The organism is Streptomyces sp. NPDC059828, assembly GCF_042731955.1.
In the GTDB taxonomy this organism is placed as follows: domain Bacteria; phylum Actinomycetota; class Actinomycetes; order Streptomycetales; family Streptomycetaceae; genus Streptomyces.
Genome location: NZ_JBHWIW010000066.1, coordinates 12,122 through 30,254 on the forward strand (window position 1 = coordinate 12,122; position 18,133 = coordinate 30,254).

Here is an 18,133-nt window from a genome sequence, read left to right on the forward strand (position 1 = left end):
CACACGAACACCGCCCACACCAACCAACCCGCACCCCGGCCCAACGGCACCACCAGCACCCGGTACACCCACACCAGCCCATGCCCGAGTGGGGTGAGCACCCACCGGTACAACGCGGTCCACGGCCACACGAACACCGCCCACACCAACCAACCCGCACCCCGGCCCAACGGCACCACCAGCACCCGGTACACCCACACCAGCCCATGCCCCAGCGGGGTGAGCACCTTCCGGTAGAGCCAGAGAAGTGGCATGGCGATGCCGTACGTGGCCACCGGCACGATCACATAGCGCCACAGGGCGACCCACGGCCAGTGGAAGAGAGCCTGGGCGACCAGGGTGGCCACCCAGCCGACGGCCTGCCCGACGGGGACCAGCACGGTCGCGTACACATAGGCCAGCGCCCGCCGCAGCGGGCGCAGCAGCACCCGGTCCAGCAGCTTCGCGCAGACCACGAGCAGATCCCAGGCCATGCGTACGGGCACGACGACCAGCAGGACCACGATCCGCACCGGAATCCTGACGGCGACCGTGAGGCAGCCTTCGGCTTCGGCCGGCTCTGCGCGTTTCTCCAGTTCCACGGTGTGCATGGACGCGACAAGCGACCCCGGGGTTCCCGACGACGCGCGCCGGCTTCAGATATCGCGGCCGGCCGCCTCCGCTGCCTGGTCGGCCCGGGCCAGCAGGCGGTCCCGTCTGAGGGGCCACCACATCAGGTCAGCGAGGAGAAGCACGACCAGGAGCCACGAGGCGACGGTCTCGCCGGTGGAGCCCGTCACGGTGTCGTACACGGCGAGGGCGACCGCGAGCACGGTCACGAGCAGGACGGCCCAGCGGCGCAGCCGGTCCTCATCGGCGGCCCGGTGCAGGGCGTCGGCGTACTCGACGACCGCAGGCGCCAGCCGGGGATCGTCGACGGCCTCGCCGCGCCGGGTGGCGCGTACCACGGCCGCGCGGTCGGCGCGGTTCATGTCCTTGGCCGCAGGCCAGAGCCTGTGCATCCGGCGCGCCACCCGGGTCCCGTAGAACAGGCTCAGCACCACGAAGACCACCGCTGCGCCCGGCCATGACTGCGCCTCGATGAGGACGAACGCGGCGAGGAAGGCGCCGGCGGCGAGGCCGGCGCCCACTGCCCGGGTCGCCGGCCCCCGCTGCCACATCCAGCCCGGAACGAGAAGCACCCGTTCACGGTGGCCGTCGCCCGTCGAGGACGCAACCACCGCGACGGCACGTCGGCGCCGGCACACGCACACGGCGCACCACGCGCCCCCACGCTCAGGTCAGTGCGTGTGGCCGCCAGAGGCGGCGGCAGGCTGCTTCACCGTGAGCGGCAGCAGCTTCTTGCCGGTGGGGCCGATCTGAATGGTCGTGTCCATCTGCGGGCAGACACCGCAGTCGAAGCACGGCGTCCAGCGGCAGTCCTCGACCTCGGTCTCGTCGAGCGCGTCCTGCCAGTCCTCCCAGAGCCAGTCCTTGTCGAGACCGGAGTCCAGGTGGTCCCAGGGCAGGACCTCCTCGTACGCGCGCTCACGCGTGGTGTACCAGTCGACGTCGACGCCGAACGCCGGCAGCGTCTTCTCCGCGCACTGCATCCAGCGGTCGTACGAGAAGTGCTCGCGCCAGCCGTCGAAGCGGCCGCCGTCCTCGTAGACGGCGCGGATGACGGCGCCGACACGGCGGTCACCGCGGGAGAGCAGGCCCTCGATGATGCCCGGCTTGCCGTCGTGGTAGCGGAAGCCGATCGAGCGGCCGTACTTCTTGTCGCCGCGGATCTTGTCGCGCAGCTTCTCGAGGCGGGCGTCGGTCTCCTCGGCGGACAGCTGCGGGGCCCACTGGAAGGGGGTGTGGGGCTTGGGGACGAAGCCGCCGATCGACACCGTGCAGCGGATGTCGTTCGATCCGGACACCTCGCGTCCCTTGGCGATGACGTTGACCGCCATGTCGCCGATCTGGAGCACGTCGTCGTCCGTCTCGGTGGGCAGGCCGCACATGAAGTACAGCTTCACCTGGCGCCAGCCGTTGCCGTACGCGGTGGCGACGGTGCGGATCAGGTCCTCTTCCGAGACCATCTTGTTGATGACCTTGCGCATCCGCTCGGAGCCGCCCTCGGGGGCGAAGGTCAGACCGGAGCGGCGGCCGTTGCGGGTGAGCTCGTTGGCCAGGTCGACATTGAAGGCGTCGACACGGGTGGACGGGAGGGAGAGCCCGATCTTGTCCTCTTCGTACCGGTCCGCGAGGCCCTTGGCGATGTCGCCGATCTCGGTGTGGTCGGCGGAGGACAGCGAGAGCAGGCCGACCTCCTCGAAGCCGGTCGCCTTGAGGCCCTTCTCGACCATCTCGCCGATGCCGGTGATGCTGCGCTCCCGCACCGGGCGGGTGATCATTCCGGCCTGGCAGAAGCGGCAGCCGCGGGTGCAGCCGCGGAAGATCTCCACGGACATCCGCTCGTGCACGGTCTCGGCCAGCGGGACCAGGGGCTGCTTGGGGTAGGGCCACTCGTCGAGGTCCATCACGGTGTGCTTGGACACGCGCCACGGCACACCGGACTTGTTGGGGACGACGCGGCCGATACGACCGTCCGGCAGGTACTCGACGTCGTAGCAGCCCGGGATGTACACGGTGCCGGTCCTGGCGAGCCGGAGGAGCAGTTCCTCGCGGCCACCGGGGCGGCCTTCCGCCTTCCAGGCACGGATGATGCCGGTGATCTCCAGGACGGCCTGCTCGCCGTCGCCGATCACGGCCGCGTCGATGAAGTCGGCGATGGGCTCGGGGTTGAACGCCGCGTGGCCGCCCGCAAGCACGATCGGGTCGTCGATCGTGCGGTCCTTGGCCTCCAGCGGGATGCCCGCGAGGTCGAGGGCCGTCAGCATGTTGGTGTAGCCGAGCTCGGTGGAGAAGCTCAGCCCGAACACGTCGAACGCCTTCACCGGGCGGTGGCTGTCCACGGTGAACTGCGGCACGTCGTGCTCGCGCATCAGCTCCTCGAGGTCCGGCCAGACGCTGTAGGTGCGCTCGGCGAGCACGCCCTCACGCTCGTTCAGTACCTCGTAGAGGATCATGACGCCCTGGTTGGGCAGCCCGACCTCGTACGCGTCGGGGTACATCAGTGCCCAGCGGACGTCGCACTCGTCCCACGGCTTGACGGTGGAGTTCAGCTCACCGCCGACGTACTGGATGGGCTTCTGCACATGCGGGAGCAGAGCTTCGAGCTGTGGGAAGACCGACTCGGCAGACATCTCGAACCTTCGTGGACTGGCAGGGGGCGATTCTCAAGCGTAACCCGGCCGGAATCACCCCTCGTACGCCGTTGCCGGAAGCTCACTTGGAGAGTGACGCCCTCAGTCCCGGCCTTGACGCCTTTGCCCACACTCCGGGCAGCTCACGCTCCCGCCGCGCCGCCAGGGCTTCCTCGTGGCCGTGGAGCAGCCCCCAGGTGAAGGAGGGCTCCCCCGCCGCGTGGGCCTGGATCGCCAGGTCGCGCAGTGTTCCGCGGGCGACGACGCTGTCCTGGTGGTCGCCGAGCACGGTCTGGACGGCCTTCATCCGGCGGGCGAGCTTTTTGGCGGGTTTACCCAGGGCGGGGGTGGCGGCTTCGGCGGCGTAGCGGGCCCGCTTGGCGGCCTTGCGGGCGTCGTGCATGGCGAGGTCGCGCTCATGACCCGCGGGGAGGCCGAGAGCGTGCTCGACCCGGTGGGCGAGCCGTTCGTAGTCCCTGATCACGGCCTTGGGCAGGGCGGTGGCAGGGTCGGCGGTGGCGGCCTTGAGCAGCGGAGGTTCGTCGAGGAGGGCGTCCAGCATGTCGAGGAGGCCGAGGTAGCGCTTGCCGTCCAGTACGGCGACGGAGCGGCGGCGTGCGTCGGAGCGGTGGGCGGTCCCCCAGGTCCGCAGGCGTCCACGTACCGGGCCCAGCAGCAGGGGCCTGGGAAGTGCCTCGACCCGGGCGAGGAGCCGTTCGGCCAGCACTTCCTGATCGCGGGCGACGCCGAGCTCACCGGCGAGCCACTTGAGCTCGTCGCCCAGCGGGTCGGTGACGGCACGGTCGATGATCTTCCGGTAGGTCTTGAAGCCGCTGCGCATACGGCGGGTGGCCACGCGCATCTGGTGGACCGCGTCAGGCAGATCGCGGCGTACGGCGGGGTCCAGCGCGATGATGGCGTCCCGCTGCTCCCTCAGATAGGCGAGCACGTACTCGCCCGCGTGCTTCCGCTTCAGCCGTGCCCCGCGGTCCCTGACGGTCTCCGCGGCCTGCGGCGCCTTGGGGGCGGTGTGCCCCTTGCCCGTACGCCGCGGCGCGGTGTCGGCGTCACGCGTTGACTCCAGGACTTCGGCGGAGTCGGCCACGGGCACGGGCGGTGCCGGGGAGGGCCCCGTGCCGGTTCCGCCGGGCTCCGATGTCTCCGCGAGCGCGCGCGCCAGTTTGGATGCCGACGACGAGCGCCGGATGCCCGACTTGCGCAGGCGCTTGTCGAGGGCGTCGAGCACCGCGGGATCGGCGTCGTCGGCGAGCTCGACCTCGATCTCCGTCCAGGAAGCGGTGCCCCCGCCGTCGCCGAGGCGCTCGGCCCGTACCGAGTCGACGCTGAGCTCTGCCAGCAGCTCCCCCTGGGCGTCGGCGAGATGGCTGACCTTCCGGGAGGAGAGCAGCCGGACGACGGGCACGAGGACGTCGTCGCGTACGCGGGAGCGGAGCAGCGCGTGCAGGGCCCGGGGCAGTGCGTCGGCGAGCGGGACGCGGATCTCGTCGCGGATGCCCGTGGCTACGGGGAACTTGAGATGCCAGCCCTCGTCGCCGCCGCCGGTGCGGCGGCGCAGCGTGATCCCGTCGGCGGCGAGCCGCAGCCCGGTGGTGTCGTAGTAGACGGCGTCGAGTTCGGTGACGCCTCTGTCGGTGACGTCGTGGACCCCGGCATGGCCGGTCAGGTCGGGGACGCTGGTCTCTCCGGTGGCTTCGTACTTCCGCTCGATCTCTCGCTTCGTGTCCGCCATGAAGAAAATCTAGACCGCTCGGCGGCCTTGCGTCAGTACGCGGTCTGCGGCTCCGGCGAGGTCGCTGCGCCCCGGCAGCGCCCCAAGGCGCCGCGGCGAACTGCGCCACCAGCCACGATGGTGAGGCAGACGACCGATGGCGCTCACGGCACTCACCCGGGATTTCCCCGAAGCGCTCACGCGGACATGGGGCGCTGCACCTTGATCGACTGGAGTAGTCCGACCGCCACCCAGACCGCGAACATCGACGAACCGCCGTACGAGACGAACGGCAGCGGCAGTCCGGCCACGGGCATGATGCCGAGGGTCATGCCGATGTTCTCGAAGGCCTGGAAGGCGAACCAGGCGATGATCCCGGCCGCGACGATGGTGCCGTACAGCTCGGTGGTCTCGCGGGCGATCCGGCAGGCACGCCACAGCACCACGCCGAGCAGGAAGAGGATGAAACCGGCTCCGAGGAAGCCCAGCTCCTCTCCCGCCACCGTGAAGACGAAGTCCGTCTGCTGCTCGGGTACGAACTGGCCGGTGGTCTGGGAGCCCTTGAAGAGGCCGGTGCCGAGCAGTCCGCCGGAGCCGATGGCGATACGTGCCTGGTTGGTGTTGTAGCCGACGCCGGCCGGGTCGAGCTCGGGGTTGGCGAAGGCCGCGAAACGGTTGATCTGGTACTCGTCGAGCAGTCCGAGCATGGTGACGAGTACCGCGCCCGCGACTCCGGCGCCGATCAGTCCGAGTACCCAGCGGTTGGAGGCCCCGGAGGCCAGCAGCACCCCGAGCACGATCACCACCATCACCATGACCGAGCCGAGGTCCGGCATCAGCATGACGATCCCCATCGGGATGGCCGCGAGGCCCAGCGATTTGGCGACGATCCTGTGGTCGGGGATTTCCTGGTCGCCCGCGTCGACCTGGGCCGCGAGCAGCATCGCCATCCCCAGAATGATCGTGATCTTCACGAATTCGGAGGGCTGGAGCGAGAAGCCGCCGCCGATGACGATCCAGGCGTGGGCGCCGTTGATGGTGGCGCCGAGCGGGGTCAGCACCAGAAGGACCAGCAGCACCGAGATCCCGTACAGCACCGGCACGGCTCCGCGCAGGGTGCGGTGGCCGAGCCAGACGGTCCCGGCCATCAGCGCCAGGCCGATCCCGGTGTTCAGCGCATGGCGGAAGAGGAAGTAGTACGGGTCGCCCTGGTTGAGCTCGGTGCGGTTGCGGGTGGCCGACCACACCAGCAGCGCCCCGATGACGGACAGCGCGATGGCGGACAGGAGCATCGGCCAGTCGAGCCGACGCAGTATCGAGTCGCGGGCGGTGAGCCTCGCCCAGGAGCCGCGGTCGGGCGCGTAGCGGGCGACCGAGAAGCCGTTGGATCCGGACACGTCAGTCCCTCCGTCCCGTGGCGGGCGGGCCCGCGAGTACCGGGTCCTCCGGCTTCGGGGCCTGCGGGGCGTAGGGCTTGATGGCGGGCGCGTCGATGGAGCCGTCGGGCTGGACCTTGGGCAGCGCCTTCTGCGGCTGGGGCAGCAGGGCCTTCTTCAGGTCCTGGTTGCCTTCCATGTCGAGTCCGTAGAGGGCGTTGTAGATGTTGCGCACGGCGGGCCCGGAGGCCCCGGAGCCCGTACCACCCTGGGAGATCGTCATGATGATCGAGTACTCCTTGGTGTACGTGGCGAACCACGAGGTCGTCTGCTTGCCGTGGACCTCGGCCGTACCGGTCTTGGCGTGCATCGGGATCTTGTCCTGCGGCCAGCCACCGAATCGCCAGGCGGCGGTACCGCGGGTCGCGACTCCCGCGAGGGCTTCGTCTATCAACGCCTGGGTCTTGGTGCTCATCGGCAGCTTGCCGTGGGACGCGGGCTTGATCTCCCGCACCCGCTTGCCGTCCGCGCTGACGACCGCCTTGCCGACGCTCGGGTTGTAGAGCGTGCCGCCGTTGGAGATGGCCCCGTAGATGGTGGCCATCTGGATGGGGGTGACGAGCGTGTCGCCCTGCCCGATGGAGTAGTTGACGGAGTCACCGGCGCGCATGAGATTGCCTTCGAGGCAGTTCTCGTAGGAGAGCTGCTGGATGTACGTGCCGCCCTTCTTGCCGATCTTGCACCAGTAGTCCTTGTTGGCCTCCCAGAACTTCTGCTTCCAGCGGCGGTCCGGGACGCGTCCGGTGACCTCGTTGGGCAGGTCGATCCCGGTCTCGGCGCCGAGGCCGAACTGGTGGGCGGTCTTGTAGAACCAGTCGGCGGGGTTCTTCTTCGGCTTGATCCCGCCGTCCTTCTTCCACTGCTGGTGGGCGAGCGCGTAGTAGACGGTGTCGCAGGAGACCTCGAGGGCCTGGCCCAGGGTGATGCTGCCGTGACCCTGGGACTCGAAGTTGGTGAAGACCTGGTTGCCGATCGAGTACGAGCTCGGGCAGGGATAGCGGCCGTTGAAGTCGTAGCCCGCGTTGACCGCGGCGGTGGTGGGGACGACCTTGAAGATCGAGCCGGGGGCCGCCTGCCCCTGGATGGCCCGGTTGAGCAGCGGGAAGTTGGACTTCTTTCCGGTGAGCTGTGCGTAGTCCTTGGCGGAGATCCCACCGACCCAGGCATTGGGGTCGTAGGTGGGCAGTGAGGCCATCGCCACGATCCGGCCGGTCTTGGCCTCCATGACCACAACGGCGCCGGAGTCGGCCTTGTAGTTCTCGCCGGTGTTGTCGTCGAAGACCTTGCGGGCCTCCTTCATCGCGTGGTTCAGCTCCCACTCGGCGACCGCCTGGACGCGGGCGTCGATGGAGGTGACCACATTGGCGCCCGGCTCGGCCTTGTCGGCCTTGGCCTCGCCCATGACGCGTCCCAGATTGTCGACCTCGTAGCGGGTGACGCCGGCCTTTCCGCGCAGCTCCTTGTCGTAGGTGCGCTCCAGACCCGAGCGGCCGACCTGGTCGGAGCGGAGGTAGGGCGAGTCGCTGTCCTTCGCCTTCTCCAGCTCCTCGTCGGTGACGGGCGAGAGATAGCCGAGCACCTGGGCGGTGTTCGACTTGCCGGGGGCCGGGTAACGGCGTACGGCAGTGGGCTCCGCGGTGATCCCGGGAAAGTCCTCGGCGCGTTCGCGGATCTGGAGGGCCTGCTGGGTGGTGGCCTCGTCGGTGACCGGGATGGGCTGGTAGGGCGAACCGTTCCAGCAGGGCTGCGGGGTCTCGGAGTCGCACAGCCGGACCTTGTCCATGACGTCCTTCGGCTTCATGCCGAGGACCCCGGCGAGCCGGGTGAGCACGCCTTTGCCGTCGTCCTTCATCTTCAGCAGCTCGGTGCGCGAGGCGGAGACCACGAGGCGGGTCTCGTTGTCCGCGAGCGGCACACCGCGCGCGTCGAGGATGGAGCCGCGGACGGCGGGCTGGACGACCTGCTGGACGCCGTTGCCCGATGCCTCCCTGGCGTACTCGTCACCGTTGCGGATCTGGATGTACCAGAGCCTCCCGCCGAGGGTGGCGAGGAGTGAGAAGACCAGGACCTGGATGACCACCAGCCGGATCTGCACCCGGGGCGTCCGCCCGGTCTCGGGAATGTTGGTCACGCTGCCGAACCCCCTCAGGTCACAGTCGCTTGATGCCCTTGATACGGCCCGCTCGAGAAGCCCTCGACTTGGCCGCCTTCACCCGCAGCCCTCCGCCGCGCTGGCTGCCGATGCGCAGCCCGGTGCCGAAGGAGGTCCAGCCGCCGGACACGTCGCCCGCGCCGGCCTGGCTCTCGGACAGCGGATCGCTCTCCGCCCGTCTGGCCAGGGCCATGATCAGCGGCACGGTGAACGGTGCCAGCAGCAGGTCGTACACGGCCGCGGTGAACATCAGTGAGCCGAGGCCGACATGGCGTGCGGCGGTGTCGCCGACGAGGGCTCCGACGCCCGCGTAGAGCAGGGTCGATCCGATCGCGGCGCCGACGACCACGAGCATCGGGGCGGTGGCCGAGTTGAGCCTGCCGTTGTCCGGCTTGAACAGGCCCGCGCAGTAGCCGATGAGACACAGCACAAGGGCGTAGCGCCCGGCGGCGTGGTCGGCGGGCGGGGCGAGATCGGTCAGCAGGCCCGCCCCGAAGCCGATGAGCGCGCCGCTGGTGTGCCCGTACACGAGTGCGAGGGCGAGCACGACGAGCAACATCAGATCGGGGACGGCGCCCGGGAGCTGGAGCCTCGCCAGCACGGTGACCTGGATGACCAGGGCAACCACGACGAGGGTGGTGGAGAGCAGCATCCGGTTGAAGCGCATCATGGTCGGCTCCTACTTCCTTTCGCTACTCGTCGTCCGTGCCGGTGTCCGTACCGGCGCTGCCTGTGTCCGTGGGTTCGGCCGGGTCTCTGCGTGCGGCAGTGTCCGCGTCCGTGCCCGTACCAGGGTCTGTGCCGGGTGCGTCGTCCGGCGCCGTGGCCGTGCCGGGGGCATCGGCGGCGGCGCCGTCGGCATCGCCTGCGCCGTCGGTGCCCGCTGACGGTGTCACCGTGACGGTGACCGTCGGCGTCGGCTTCGCCTTGGGCTTCGGCGGCAGGACCGAGTCGCGCGGATCGGTGCGGGGAGCCTGGACCACCACGCCGATGATGTCGAGCTTGGAGAACGACACATACGGGCGTACGGAGATGTTCCGGGTCAGGTCGCCACCCGAGGGGTCGACCCGGACGACCTCGCCGACCGGCACACCGGGCACGAACGGCCGTCCTGCCTGGGAGCCGAAGGTGACCAGCCGGTCGCCCTTGCGCACTTTGGCCTTGCCGTTGAGGAGTTGCACGGACAGCGGCCGGTCGCCCTGACCGGTCGCGAAGCCCAGTTCGTCGGTGCGTTCCATCCGGGTGCCGACGGTGAAGTCCGGGTCGCTGGCGAGCAGTACGGTCGAGGTGTCCGGTCCGACCGTGGTGACCCGGCCGACCAGCCCGTCGCCGTTGATCACCGTCATGTCGCGGGCGATGCCGTCCCGCGAGCCGATGTCGATGGTCACGGTCCACGAGAAGCCCTGGGCCGCCCCTATGGCGACGACCTCCGCGCCCTTGATGCCGTACTGGCCGCTGGCGGCCTTCTTCAGCATGGCGTCGAGCTGCCGGACGCGACTCTGGTTGCGGGCGTCACTGCCGAGCCGCACCTTGAGGGCGGCGTTCTCCCGTTCGAGTACGGCGATGCGGTCATGGCGCTTGCCCGAGTCGCGGATCGCTCCTATCGCGTTGCCGAGCGGGTCGACGGCCGCCGCCACACCGTTCTCGACCGGACCGAAGACAGTGGCGGCGGCCTGCCGGGCGCCGTCCACCGGTGACTCCTGACCGCCCCTGATATCCACCGTGATCAGCGCGAACGCGATGGCGATCAGCAGGACCAGGAGCAGCCGGCTCTCTTTGGTGTCCCTCACGTGCGGCGGCCGTGCCTTCCTCGTCGGACTGTCGAACTGGGTGTTCCGGGTGTGGCTGGTGTGCCCTGATGTGCGTGTGGCGGCTCTGTGCCCCTATATCGAGGTCCAGGGGTGGGCGTTACCGGCGCGGCTGGGCGTCGAGCACCTGCTGGAGCGCCTCGAACTCCTCGACGCACTTGCCCGAACCGAGCGCCACCGAGTCCAGGGGGTCCTCGGCGATGTGGATGGGCATGCCGGTCTCATGGCGCAGTCTCTCGTCGAGACCGCGCAGCAGGGCACCGCCACCGGTGAGGACGATGCCGCGGTCCATGACGTCACCGGACAGCTCGGGCGGGCACTTGTCGAGCGTGGTCTTCACGGCGTCCACGATCGCGTTGACCGGTTCCTCGATGGCCTTGCGCACCTCGGCGGCGGAGATGACCACGGTCTTGGGCAGACCGGAGACCAGGTCACGCCCGCGGATCTCGGTGTGCTCGTCCGCCGCCAGGTCGAAGGCCGAACCGATGGTGAGCTTGATGCTCTCTGCGGTCCGCTCACCGAGCAGGAGGCTGTACTCCTTCTTGACGTGCTGGATGATCGCGTTGTCCAGTTCGTCGCCCGCGACCCGGATGGACTGCGCCGTGACGATGCCACCGAGGGAGATCACGGCCACCTCGGTGGTGCCGCCGCCGATGTCCACGACCATGTTGCCGGTGGCCTCGTGGACCGGGAGACCGGCACCGATCGCGGCGGCCATCGGCTCCTCGATGATGTGCACCTGGCGGGCACCGGCCTGGGTCGACGCCTCGATGACGGCGCGGCGCTCCACCCCGGTGATCCCGGACGGCACACAGACCACGATCCGGGGACGCGCCGCCCAGCGGCGCTTGTGGATCTTGAGGATGAAGTAGCGGAGCATCCGCTCGGTGATCTCGAAGTCGGCGATCACACCGTCCTTCAGCGGGCGTACCGCCACGATGTTCCCCGGCGTACGGCCGATCATCTTCTTGGCTTCGGAGCCCACCGCGAGGATGCCGCCGGTGTTGGTGTTGATGGCGACGACGGAGGGCTCGTTGAGAACGATCCCCCGGCCCCTGACGTACACCAGCGTGTTGGCGGTCCCGAGGTCGACAGCCATGTCACGGCCGATGAACGACATTGAGTTCCCCTTGTTTCCCATGAGGATGCGTCGGGCCTTCCCAAATCGAGCTTTGATGGCTTTTCAGGTAGGCGAGGAGGGTCCTGCGACGTGAAGGGTTCCCATCGTAGTGCCGCATGCGGGGCAACCGCGCGCTGGGCCCACCTCAATAAGGGTGACGATGAGTCGGGGTGAAGCGTTCCCGCTATGACAGTACGTATACCGAAGGGCGACCGAAATTCCTTCGGCCGCCCCAGGCTATGGGCACTGCATGGCTGACGACTGATCAGGAAAGGCCCGGGAAGAAAATCTTCAGCTCCCGCTCGGCGGACTCCTCGGAGTCCGAGGCGTGGATCAGGTTTTCCCGGACGATCGTGCCGAAGTCACCCCTGATGGAACCCGGCGCGGCGGCGATGGGGTCGGTGGGGCCCGCCAGGGCGCGCACGCCCTCGATGACCCGCTCACCCTCGACCACCAGGGCCACTACGGGGCCGGAGGACATGAAGGCCACCAGCGGCTCGTAGAAGGGCTTGCCCTTGTGCTCGCCGTAGTGCTGCTCCAGGGTGTCCTGGTCCAGCTCGCGCAGCTCCAGCGCGGTGATCTGCCAGCCGGCCTTCCGCTCGATACGGCCGATGATCTCGCCGATCAGACTGCGGCGGACGGCGTCGGGCTTGAGCAGGACGAGCGTGCGCTGGCTCACGTGCGGGCTCCTTCGAGTGTGGATTTACTGCACTTCAGAGGCTACAGGGCGCCCTGAGCGACCCCTCAGCCAGCGTCCGGCCGGGGCCTCAGCCGGCTTCCGGGCCCGTTGCCGCCGCGACGGCGGTCTCCTGCCGCGCGAACCTGGCCTTCGCCTCGTCCACCTTGCGCCCGTAGTGCACGGACGCCCACCACAGCCCCGCGAAGACCACGCCCAGGATGAACATCATCGGTACGACGAAGCCGCTCGCGATCAGCCCGAGCTGAAGGGCCCAGCCAAGCTGCACCCCACCGGGCCGGGTGATCATTCCGCACAGCAGTACAGAGAGGACCATCGCGATCCCGCACACCGTCCAGACCGTGGCCATGGACAGATCGGGATTCTTCATGGCGACGAGACCGGCGAAGCCGATGACGAAGAATTCACCGATCAGAGTGGAGGCACAGAGCGTACGCATTCTTTCACCCCTTCCCGAGCAGCAGCCGGGCCTCGCCGACCGTGATCACGGAACCGGTCACAAGGACCCCGGCGCCCGAATACTCCGCCTCTTCCTCGGCCAGCGTGATCGCGGCTTCCAGGGCGTCATCGAGCCTTGGTTCGACGACCACGCGTTCGTCGCCGAAGACCTCCACGGCGATCGCCGCCAGCTCGTCGGCGTTCATGGCGCGGTGGCTGGAGTTCTGGGTGACGACGATCTCCGTGAAGACCGGCTCGAAGGCCTCGAGCACGGCCTTGACGTCCTTGTCGTCGCTCGCGCCGACCACGCCGATGAGCCGGGAGAACCCGAACGCCTCCGTGACACCGTCGGCGGTGACCCGCGCGCCCGCGGGATTGTGCGCGGCGTCCAGGATGACGGTCGGGCTGCGGCGTACGACCTCGAGCCTGCCGGGGGAGGTGACGGAGGCGAAGGCGGCACGCACGGTCTCCATGTCGAGCGTCCGGGCGTGCTGGTCTCCGACGCCGAAGAACGCCTCGACCGCGGCCAGCGCCACCGATGCGTTGTGCGCCTGGTGGGCGCCGTGGAGCGGGAGGAAGACCTCCTCGTACTCCCCGCCGAGCCCGCGCAGGGTCACGAGCTGTCCGCCCACCGCGACCTCACGGGAGACCACGCCGAACTCCATGCCCTCGCGGGCCACCGTGGCGTCCGCTTCGACGGCCTTCTTCAGCATGACCTGCGCGGCCTCGACCGGCTGCTGCGCCAGGATGACCGTGGCGCCCTGCTTGATGATCCCCGCCTTCTCGGCGGCGATCTCGGCGGGAGTGCCGCCGAGCCGGTCGGTGTGGTCCAGGGAGATCGGGGTGATCACGGCCACCGACCCGTCGATGACGTTGGTCGCGTCCCAGCCGCCGCCCATGCCGACCTCGACCACGGCCACGTCCACCGGCGCGTCGGCGAAGGCGGCGTACCCCATGCCGGTCAGCACCTCGAAGAAGGAGAGCCGGTAGTCCTGGGAGGCGTCGACCATGTCGACGTACGGCTTGATGTCCTGGTAGGTCGCGATGAAGCGCTCGGCCTCCATCGGCACCCCGTCGAGGCTGATCCGCTCGGTGATCGACTGGACGTGCGGGGAGGTGTAGCGACCGGTGCGCAGCTCGAAGGCGCCGAGCAGCGCCTCGATCATGCGGGCGGTGGAGGTCTTGCCGTTGGTGCCCGTGATGTGGATCGAGGGGTACGCGTGCTGCGGCTCCCCCAGGAGGTCCATCAGCGCCTTGATCCGGCTGACGGACGGCTCCAGCTTGGTCTCGCCCCAGCGGCTCGCCAGCTCCTGCTCGATCTCGCGCAGGGCCTTGTCCACCTCGGGATCGGCGGGGCGCGCGGGCACCTGGTCACCACGGGGCGGCCCGGCCTGGGTGCGCAGCGTACGGCTGCCGGCCTCGATCACCGCCAGGTCCGGGTCGCGGTCGGATTCGGCGTCGACGATCTCGTCGAACGCGTCGGGGTCATCGAAGGGGCGCGGCTGCTGCTCACTCACGCAGCCAGTTTACGGAGGCCGCGCGGCGGAGCCGACGGGGCCGGGGGTGTAACGGGCGGACGTGACGCAATCGACTTCGGACGTCCTTGGTCATGGCCTGGCCCGTGCACGCACGAGACCCCCGGAGCCTGGCTGCGCCAGGTTCGGCTCCGGGGGCCTGTCGGGCTTTGTACGGCTCAGCCCTGGGGCAGCTTCGCGAGCTGGTTCTCGATACGCGTGATGTCCTCGTCCGCCTTCGCGAGCCGCGTACGGATCTTCTCGACCACGTTGTCCGGGGCCTTGGCCAGGAACGCCTCGTTGCCCAGCTTGGCCTCCGCCTGCTGGCGCTCCTTCTGCGCCGCCGCCAGGTCCTTGGCGAGGCGCTTGCGCTCAGCCGCCACGTCGATGGTGCCGGACAGGTCCAGCGCCACCTCGGCGCCCGCGACCGGAAGGGTGGCGGTCGCGGTGAAGCCGTCGCCCTCCGGCTGGAGCCGCAGGAGCTGCCGGATGGCCGCCTCGTGCGGAGCCAGCGCGGTCCCGTCGAGGCTGAGGCGGGCGGGGACCCGCTGGCCGGGCTGGAGGCCCTGGTCGGCGCGGAAGCGGCGGACCTCGGTGATCACGGACTGGAGGGACCCGATCTCCCGCTCGGCCGCCTGGTCGCGGAAGCCGCTGTCGGTCGGCCAGTCGGCGATGACGACCGACTCACCACCCGTAAGAGTGGTCCAGAGGGTCTCGGTGACGAACGGCACGATCGGGTGCAGCAGTTTCAGGGTGACGTCGAGGACCTCGCCGAGGACGCGCTTGGAGACCTCGGCCGCCTCGCCGCCCGCCTGGAACGTGGTCTTGGACAGCTCGACGTACCAGTCGAAGACCTCGTCCCACGCGAAGTGGAACAGCGCGTCGGACAGCTTGGCGAACTGGTAGTCCTCGTAGTACGCGTCGACCTCGGCGACCACCGTGTTCAGCCGCGACAGGATCCAGCGGTCGGTCGCCGACATCCGCTCGGGCGAGGGCAGCGGGCCCTCGACCGTGGCGCCGTTCATCAACGCGAAGCGCGTGGCGTTCCAGATCTTGTTGGCGAAGTTGCGCGAGCCCTGGACCCAGTCCTCGCCGATCGGGACGTCGACACCCGGGTTGGCGCCGCGCGCCAGCGTGAAACGCAGCGCGTCGGAGCCGTACTTGTCCATCCAGTCCAGCGGGTTGACCGCGTTGCCGAAGGACTTCGACATCTTCTTGCCGAACTGGTCGCGGACCATGCCGTGCAGGGCGATGGTGTGGAACGGCGGGGTGCCGTCCATCGCGTACAGGCCGAACATCATCATCCGGGCGACCCAGAAGAAGAGGATGTCGTAGCCGGTGACCAGGACGGAGTTCGGGTAGAACTTCGCGAGGCTCTCGGTCTGCTCGGGCCAGCCGAGCGTGGAGAACGGCCACAGACCGGACGAGAACCAGGTGTCCAGGACGTCGGTCTCCTGGGTCCAGCCATCGCCGGACGGGGGCTGCTCGTCGGGACCGACGCAGACGATCTCGCCGTTCGGGCCGTACCAGACCGGGATGCGGTGGCCCCACCAGAGCTGGCGCGAAATGCACCAGTCGTGGAGGTTGTCGACCCAGTCGAAGTACCGCTTCTCCATCTCGTGCGGGTGGATCTTGACCTTGCCGTCGCGGACCGCGTCACCGGCGGCCTTCGCCAGCGGGCCGACCTTGACCCACCACTGCATGGACAGCCGCGGCTCGATGGTGGTCTTGCAGCGAGAGCAGTGGCCGACGGAGTGGACGTACGGGCGCTTCTCGGCGACGATCCGGCCGTCGGCGCGCAGGGCGGCGACAATGGCGCTGCGGGCTTCCAGCCGGTCCAGGCCCTGGAACGGCCCGTGCGCGGTGATGACCGCACGCTCGTCCATGACGGCGAGGTTCGGCAGGCCGTGCCGCTGGCCGATCTCGAAGTCGTTGGGGTCGTGCGCGGGCGTGACCTTGACCGCGCCCGTGCCGAACTCGGGGTCGACGTGCTCGTCGGCGACGACGGGGATCCGGCGGCCGGTGAGCGGCAGCTCGATCTCGCGGCCGACGAGGTGCTTGTAGCGCTCGTCCTCGGGGTGGACCGCGACAGCGGTGTCGCCGAGCATCGTCTCGGCTCGGGTGGTCGCGACGACGATGGAGTCGTCGCCCTCGCCGTACCGGATCGAGACCAGCTCGCCGTCGTCGTCCTGGTACTCGACCTCGATGTCCGAGATGGCCGTCAGACAGCGCGGGCACCAGTTGATGATGCGCTCGGCTCGGTAGATCAGCTCGTCGTCGTAGAGCTTCTTGAAGATGGTCTGGACGGCCTTCGACAGGCCCTCGTCCATGGTGAAGCGCTCACGGGACCAGTCCACACCGTCGCCTAGGCGCTTCATCTGCCCGGAGATCTGGCCGCCCGACTCGCCCTTCCACTGCCAGACGCGCTCGACGAACGCCTCACGGCCCAGGTCGTGCCGGGACTTGCCCTCCTTGGCCAGCTCACGCTCGACGACGTTCTGCGTGGCGATACCCGCGTGGTCCATACCGGGCTGCCACAGCGTCTCGTAGCCCTGCATCCGCTTGCGGCGGGTGAGGGCGTCGATCAGCGTGTGCTCGAAGGCATGGCCCAGGTGCAGGCTCCCGGTGACGTTCGGCGGCGGGATGACGATCGTGTACGGGGGCTTCTCGCTCTTCGCGTCCGCCTCGAAGTAACCGCGCTCTACCCAGCGCTCGTACAGCTTCCCCTCTACCTCGGCCGGCGCGTACTGGGTCGGCAGTTCGGGGTTGCTGGCTGGCTGATGCTGAGTGTTCTCGGTCACGGGCCACAGTTTAGAGGTGTCACGGTCGCGTTCTGAAACGGGAATCTTCGGTAACGGTCCGAGACCCTGTGCAGCGGGGCGCTGCCGGTTCCGACAGGATGTTCGGAACGCATAAGCACCTGGAGGGGAACCCAGTAATGAGTTACAACCAGCCGGGCCCGTACGGCGGTCAGCCGCCCCAGCAGCCAGGACCCTACGGCCAGCCGCCGCAGCAGCCGGGCCCGTACGGCCAGCCGCCGCAGGCTCCCGCCCAGCCCGGCTACGGTGCACCGCAGGGTGCACCGCCGCAGCACGGCACGCCGCCCGGCTACGGCTACCCGGGCCAGCCCCAGCAGCCCGGGCCCTATGGCCAGCCGCCCCAGCAGCCCGGGCCCTACGGGCAGCAGCCGGGGCCGTACGGCCAGCCGCCGCAGCAGCCCCCGTACGGCGCGGGCCCGGGAGCGTACCCGCCCCCGCCGCCGGCGCAGGGCGGCGGTAAGAAGACCGGGCTGATCCTCGGCGCGGTCGCGGTGGTCGTGGCCATCGGTGTGGGCGCGTACTTCGTGCTCGGCGGCGGCTCGACGCTCGCGGACGACGGCGCGCACAAGCTCACCACCCCCGCGAAGGTCCTCGGCGACTACAACCGTGTGACCAACGACGGCGAGGCCGGCAGCAAGGACAAGTCCGTCACCGGGGAACTGGAGAAGAGCGGGGTCAAGGACGCCAAGTCCATCCTCGCTCAGTACACGACGGCGGACATCAGCAAGTTCAACCCCTCGGACCCCAGTTCGATGCCTGACATGAAGACGGCCAAGGGCATCTCGTTCTTCGGCGCCTACGGCAAGATCGACGACCCGAAGAAGGCGCTGGACGGACTCTTCGCAGAGATCAACAAGGAGTCCGCCGAGGACAGCGGCAAGGACAGCGCCAAGGGAAAGCTCATCGGGACGCCCGAAGAGGTCAGCCCTGACGGCTTCGACAACGGCATCATGAAGTGCCAGGCCGCGGAAGGCCCTGACCCGGTCACCAAGCAGACCAAGACCGACTGGTTCTGCGTCTGGGCCGACTACAGCACCATCGCGATGGTGTCCCCGGGCGACGCGACCAAGGGCGTGGACAAGGACACGGCCATGGACATCACGGCCAAGCTCCGCAACGCGGTCCGCGTCAAGGCCTGATCATCCGCACGGGCCCAAGAAGGGCGCCCGCCGGTCGTATCGACC

The 18,133-nt window shown here is 69.2% G+C and carries 13 protein-coding genes and 1 pseudogene; 1 reads left to right on the plus strand and 13 read right to left on the minus strand.

What is annotated here, in order from left to right:
• The 13 genes and pseudogenes from ACFV6V_RS28775 to ACFV6V_RS28835 form a co-directional block, all read right to left on the minus strand.
• A pseudogene (locus ACFV6V_RS28775) lies at positions 1 to 590 on the minus strand (hypothetical protein); the annotation flags it as partial.
• A gap of 45 nt (positions 591 to 635) precedes the next feature.
• Positions 636 to 1,181 carry a hypothetical protein gene (locus ACFV6V_RS28780; protein ID WP_385570678.1) on the minus strand — a complete coding sequence of 182 codons (546 nt, stop codon included), beginning with the start codon at positions 1,179 to 1,181 and terminating at the stop codon, positions 636 to 638.
• Between the two features lie 99 nt (positions 1,182 to 1,280).
• On the minus strand, positions 1,281 to 3,236 hold the full coding sequence (locus ACFV6V_RS28785) for a TIGR03960 family B12-binding radical SAM protein (RefSeq protein WP_385570680.1): 1,956 nt from the start codon (positions 3,234 to 3,236) through the stop codon (positions 1,281 to 1,283).
• 82 nt (positions 3,237 to 3,318) lie between these two features.
• Complete coding sequence (locus tag ACFV6V_RS28790; protein WP_385570681.1) at positions 3,319 to 4,986, minus strand: CHAD domain-containing protein; 1,668 nt, start codon at positions 4,984 to 4,986, stop codon at positions 3,319 to 3,321.
• Between the two features lie 176 nt (positions 4,987 to 5,162).
• The gene (rodA, locus tag ACFV6V_RS28795) at positions 5,163 to 6,362 is read right to left on the minus strand and encodes a rod shape-determining protein RodA (protein ID WP_385570682.1); all 1,200 of its coding nucleotides are present in this window, start codon (positions 6,360 to 6,362) and stop codon (positions 5,163 to 5,165) included.
• A 1-nt stretch (position 6,363) separates the two neighbouring features.
• Positions 6,364 to 8,532: a penicillin-binding protein 2 gene (gene mrdA, locus ACFV6V_RS28800; protein WP_385570684.1), complete on the minus strand. Its 2,169-nt coding sequence runs from the start codon at positions 8,530 to 8,532 to the stop codon at positions 6,364 to 6,366.
• 19 nt (positions 8,533 to 8,551) lie between these two features.
• Positions 8,552 to 9,220 (minus strand): rod shape-determining protein MreD, encoded by a 669-nt coding sequence (mreD, locus tag ACFV6V_RS28805; RefSeq protein ID WP_385570698.1) that lies wholly within the window; start codon positions 9,218 to 9,220, stop codon positions 8,552 to 8,554.
• A gap of 25 nt (positions 9,221 to 9,245) precedes the next feature.
• Positions 9,246 to 10,343 (minus strand): rod shape-determining protein MreC, encoded by a 1,098-nt coding sequence (gene mreC, locus ACFV6V_RS28810; protein WP_385570685.1) that lies wholly within the window; start codon positions 10,341 to 10,343, stop codon positions 9,246 to 9,248.
• 118 nt (positions 10,344 to 10,461) lie between these two features.
• Positions 10,462 to 11,481 (minus strand): rod shape-determining protein, encoded by a 1,020-nt coding sequence (locus ACFV6V_RS28815; RefSeq protein ID WP_385570687.1) that lies wholly within the window; start codon positions 11,479 to 11,481, stop codon positions 10,462 to 10,464.
• Positions 11,482 to 11,746: 265 nt separating this feature from the next.
• Positions 11,747 to 12,160 (minus strand): nucleoside-diphosphate kinase, encoded by a 414-nt coding sequence (gene ndk / locus ACFV6V_RS28820; RefSeq protein WP_385570688.1) that lies wholly within the window; start codon positions 12,158 to 12,160, stop codon positions 11,747 to 11,749.
• A gap of 88 nt (positions 12,161 to 12,248) precedes the next feature.
• Positions 12,249 to 12,617, minus strand: a complete 369-nt coding sequence (locus tag ACFV6V_RS28825; RefSeq protein ID WP_385570690.1) for a DUF4233 domain-containing protein — start codon at positions 12,615 to 12,617, stop codon at positions 12,249 to 12,251.
• Between the two features lie 4 nt (positions 12,618 to 12,621).
• A complete protein-coding gene (locus ACFV6V_RS28830; protein WP_385570692.1) occupies positions 12,622 to 14,133 on the minus strand; it encodes a bifunctional folylpolyglutamate synthase/dihydrofolate synthase in 1,512 nt (503 codons plus the stop codon).
• A 176-nt stretch (positions 14,134 to 14,309) separates the two neighbouring features.
• A complete protein-coding gene (locus tag ACFV6V_RS28835; protein ID WP_385570693.1) occupies positions 14,310 to 16,931 on the minus strand; it encodes a valine--tRNA ligase in 2,622 nt (873 codons plus the stop codon).
• A 137-nt stretch (positions 16,932 to 17,068) separates the two neighbouring features.
• On the opposite strand from ACFV6V_RS28835, the gene ACFV6V_RS28840 reads away from it, so the two are divergent.
• Positions 17,069 to 18,088, plus strand: a complete 1,020-nt coding sequence (locus ACFV6V_RS28840; protein ID WP_385570695.1) for a hypothetical protein — start codon at positions 17,069 to 17,071, stop codon at positions 18,086 to 18,088.
• Positions 18,089 to 18,133 lie beyond the last annotated feature (45 nt).

What these genes read in the sequence shown, in the direction of transcription:
- ACFV6V_RS28785 (WP_385570680.1), bottom strand. Translation starts at nt 3,236, where the DNA reads ATGTCTGCCGAGTCGGTCTTCCCACAGCTCGAAGCTCTGCTCCCGCAT.
- ACFV6V_RS28790 (WP_385570681.1), bottom strand. Translation starts at nt 4,986, where the DNA reads ATGGCGGACACGAAGCGAGAGATCGAGCGGAAGTACGAAGCCACCGGA.
- mreD (WP_385570698.1), bottom strand. Translation starts at nt 9,220, where the DNA reads ATGCGCTTCAACCGGATGCTGCTCTCCACCACCCTCGTCGTGGTTGCC.
- ACFV6V_RS28815 (WP_385570687.1), bottom strand. Translation starts at nt 11,481, where the DNA reads ATGTCGTTCATCGGCCGTGACATGGCTGTCGACCTCGGGACCGCCAAC.
- ACFV6V_RS28825 (WP_385570690.1), bottom strand. Translation starts at nt 12,617, where the DNA reads ATGCGTACGCTCTGTGCCTCCACTCTGATCGGTGAATTCTTCGTCATC.
- ACFV6V_RS28840 (WP_385570695.1), top strand. Translation starts at nt 17,069, where the DNA reads ATGAGTTACAACCAGCCGGGCCCGTACGGCGGTCAGCCGCCCCAGCAG.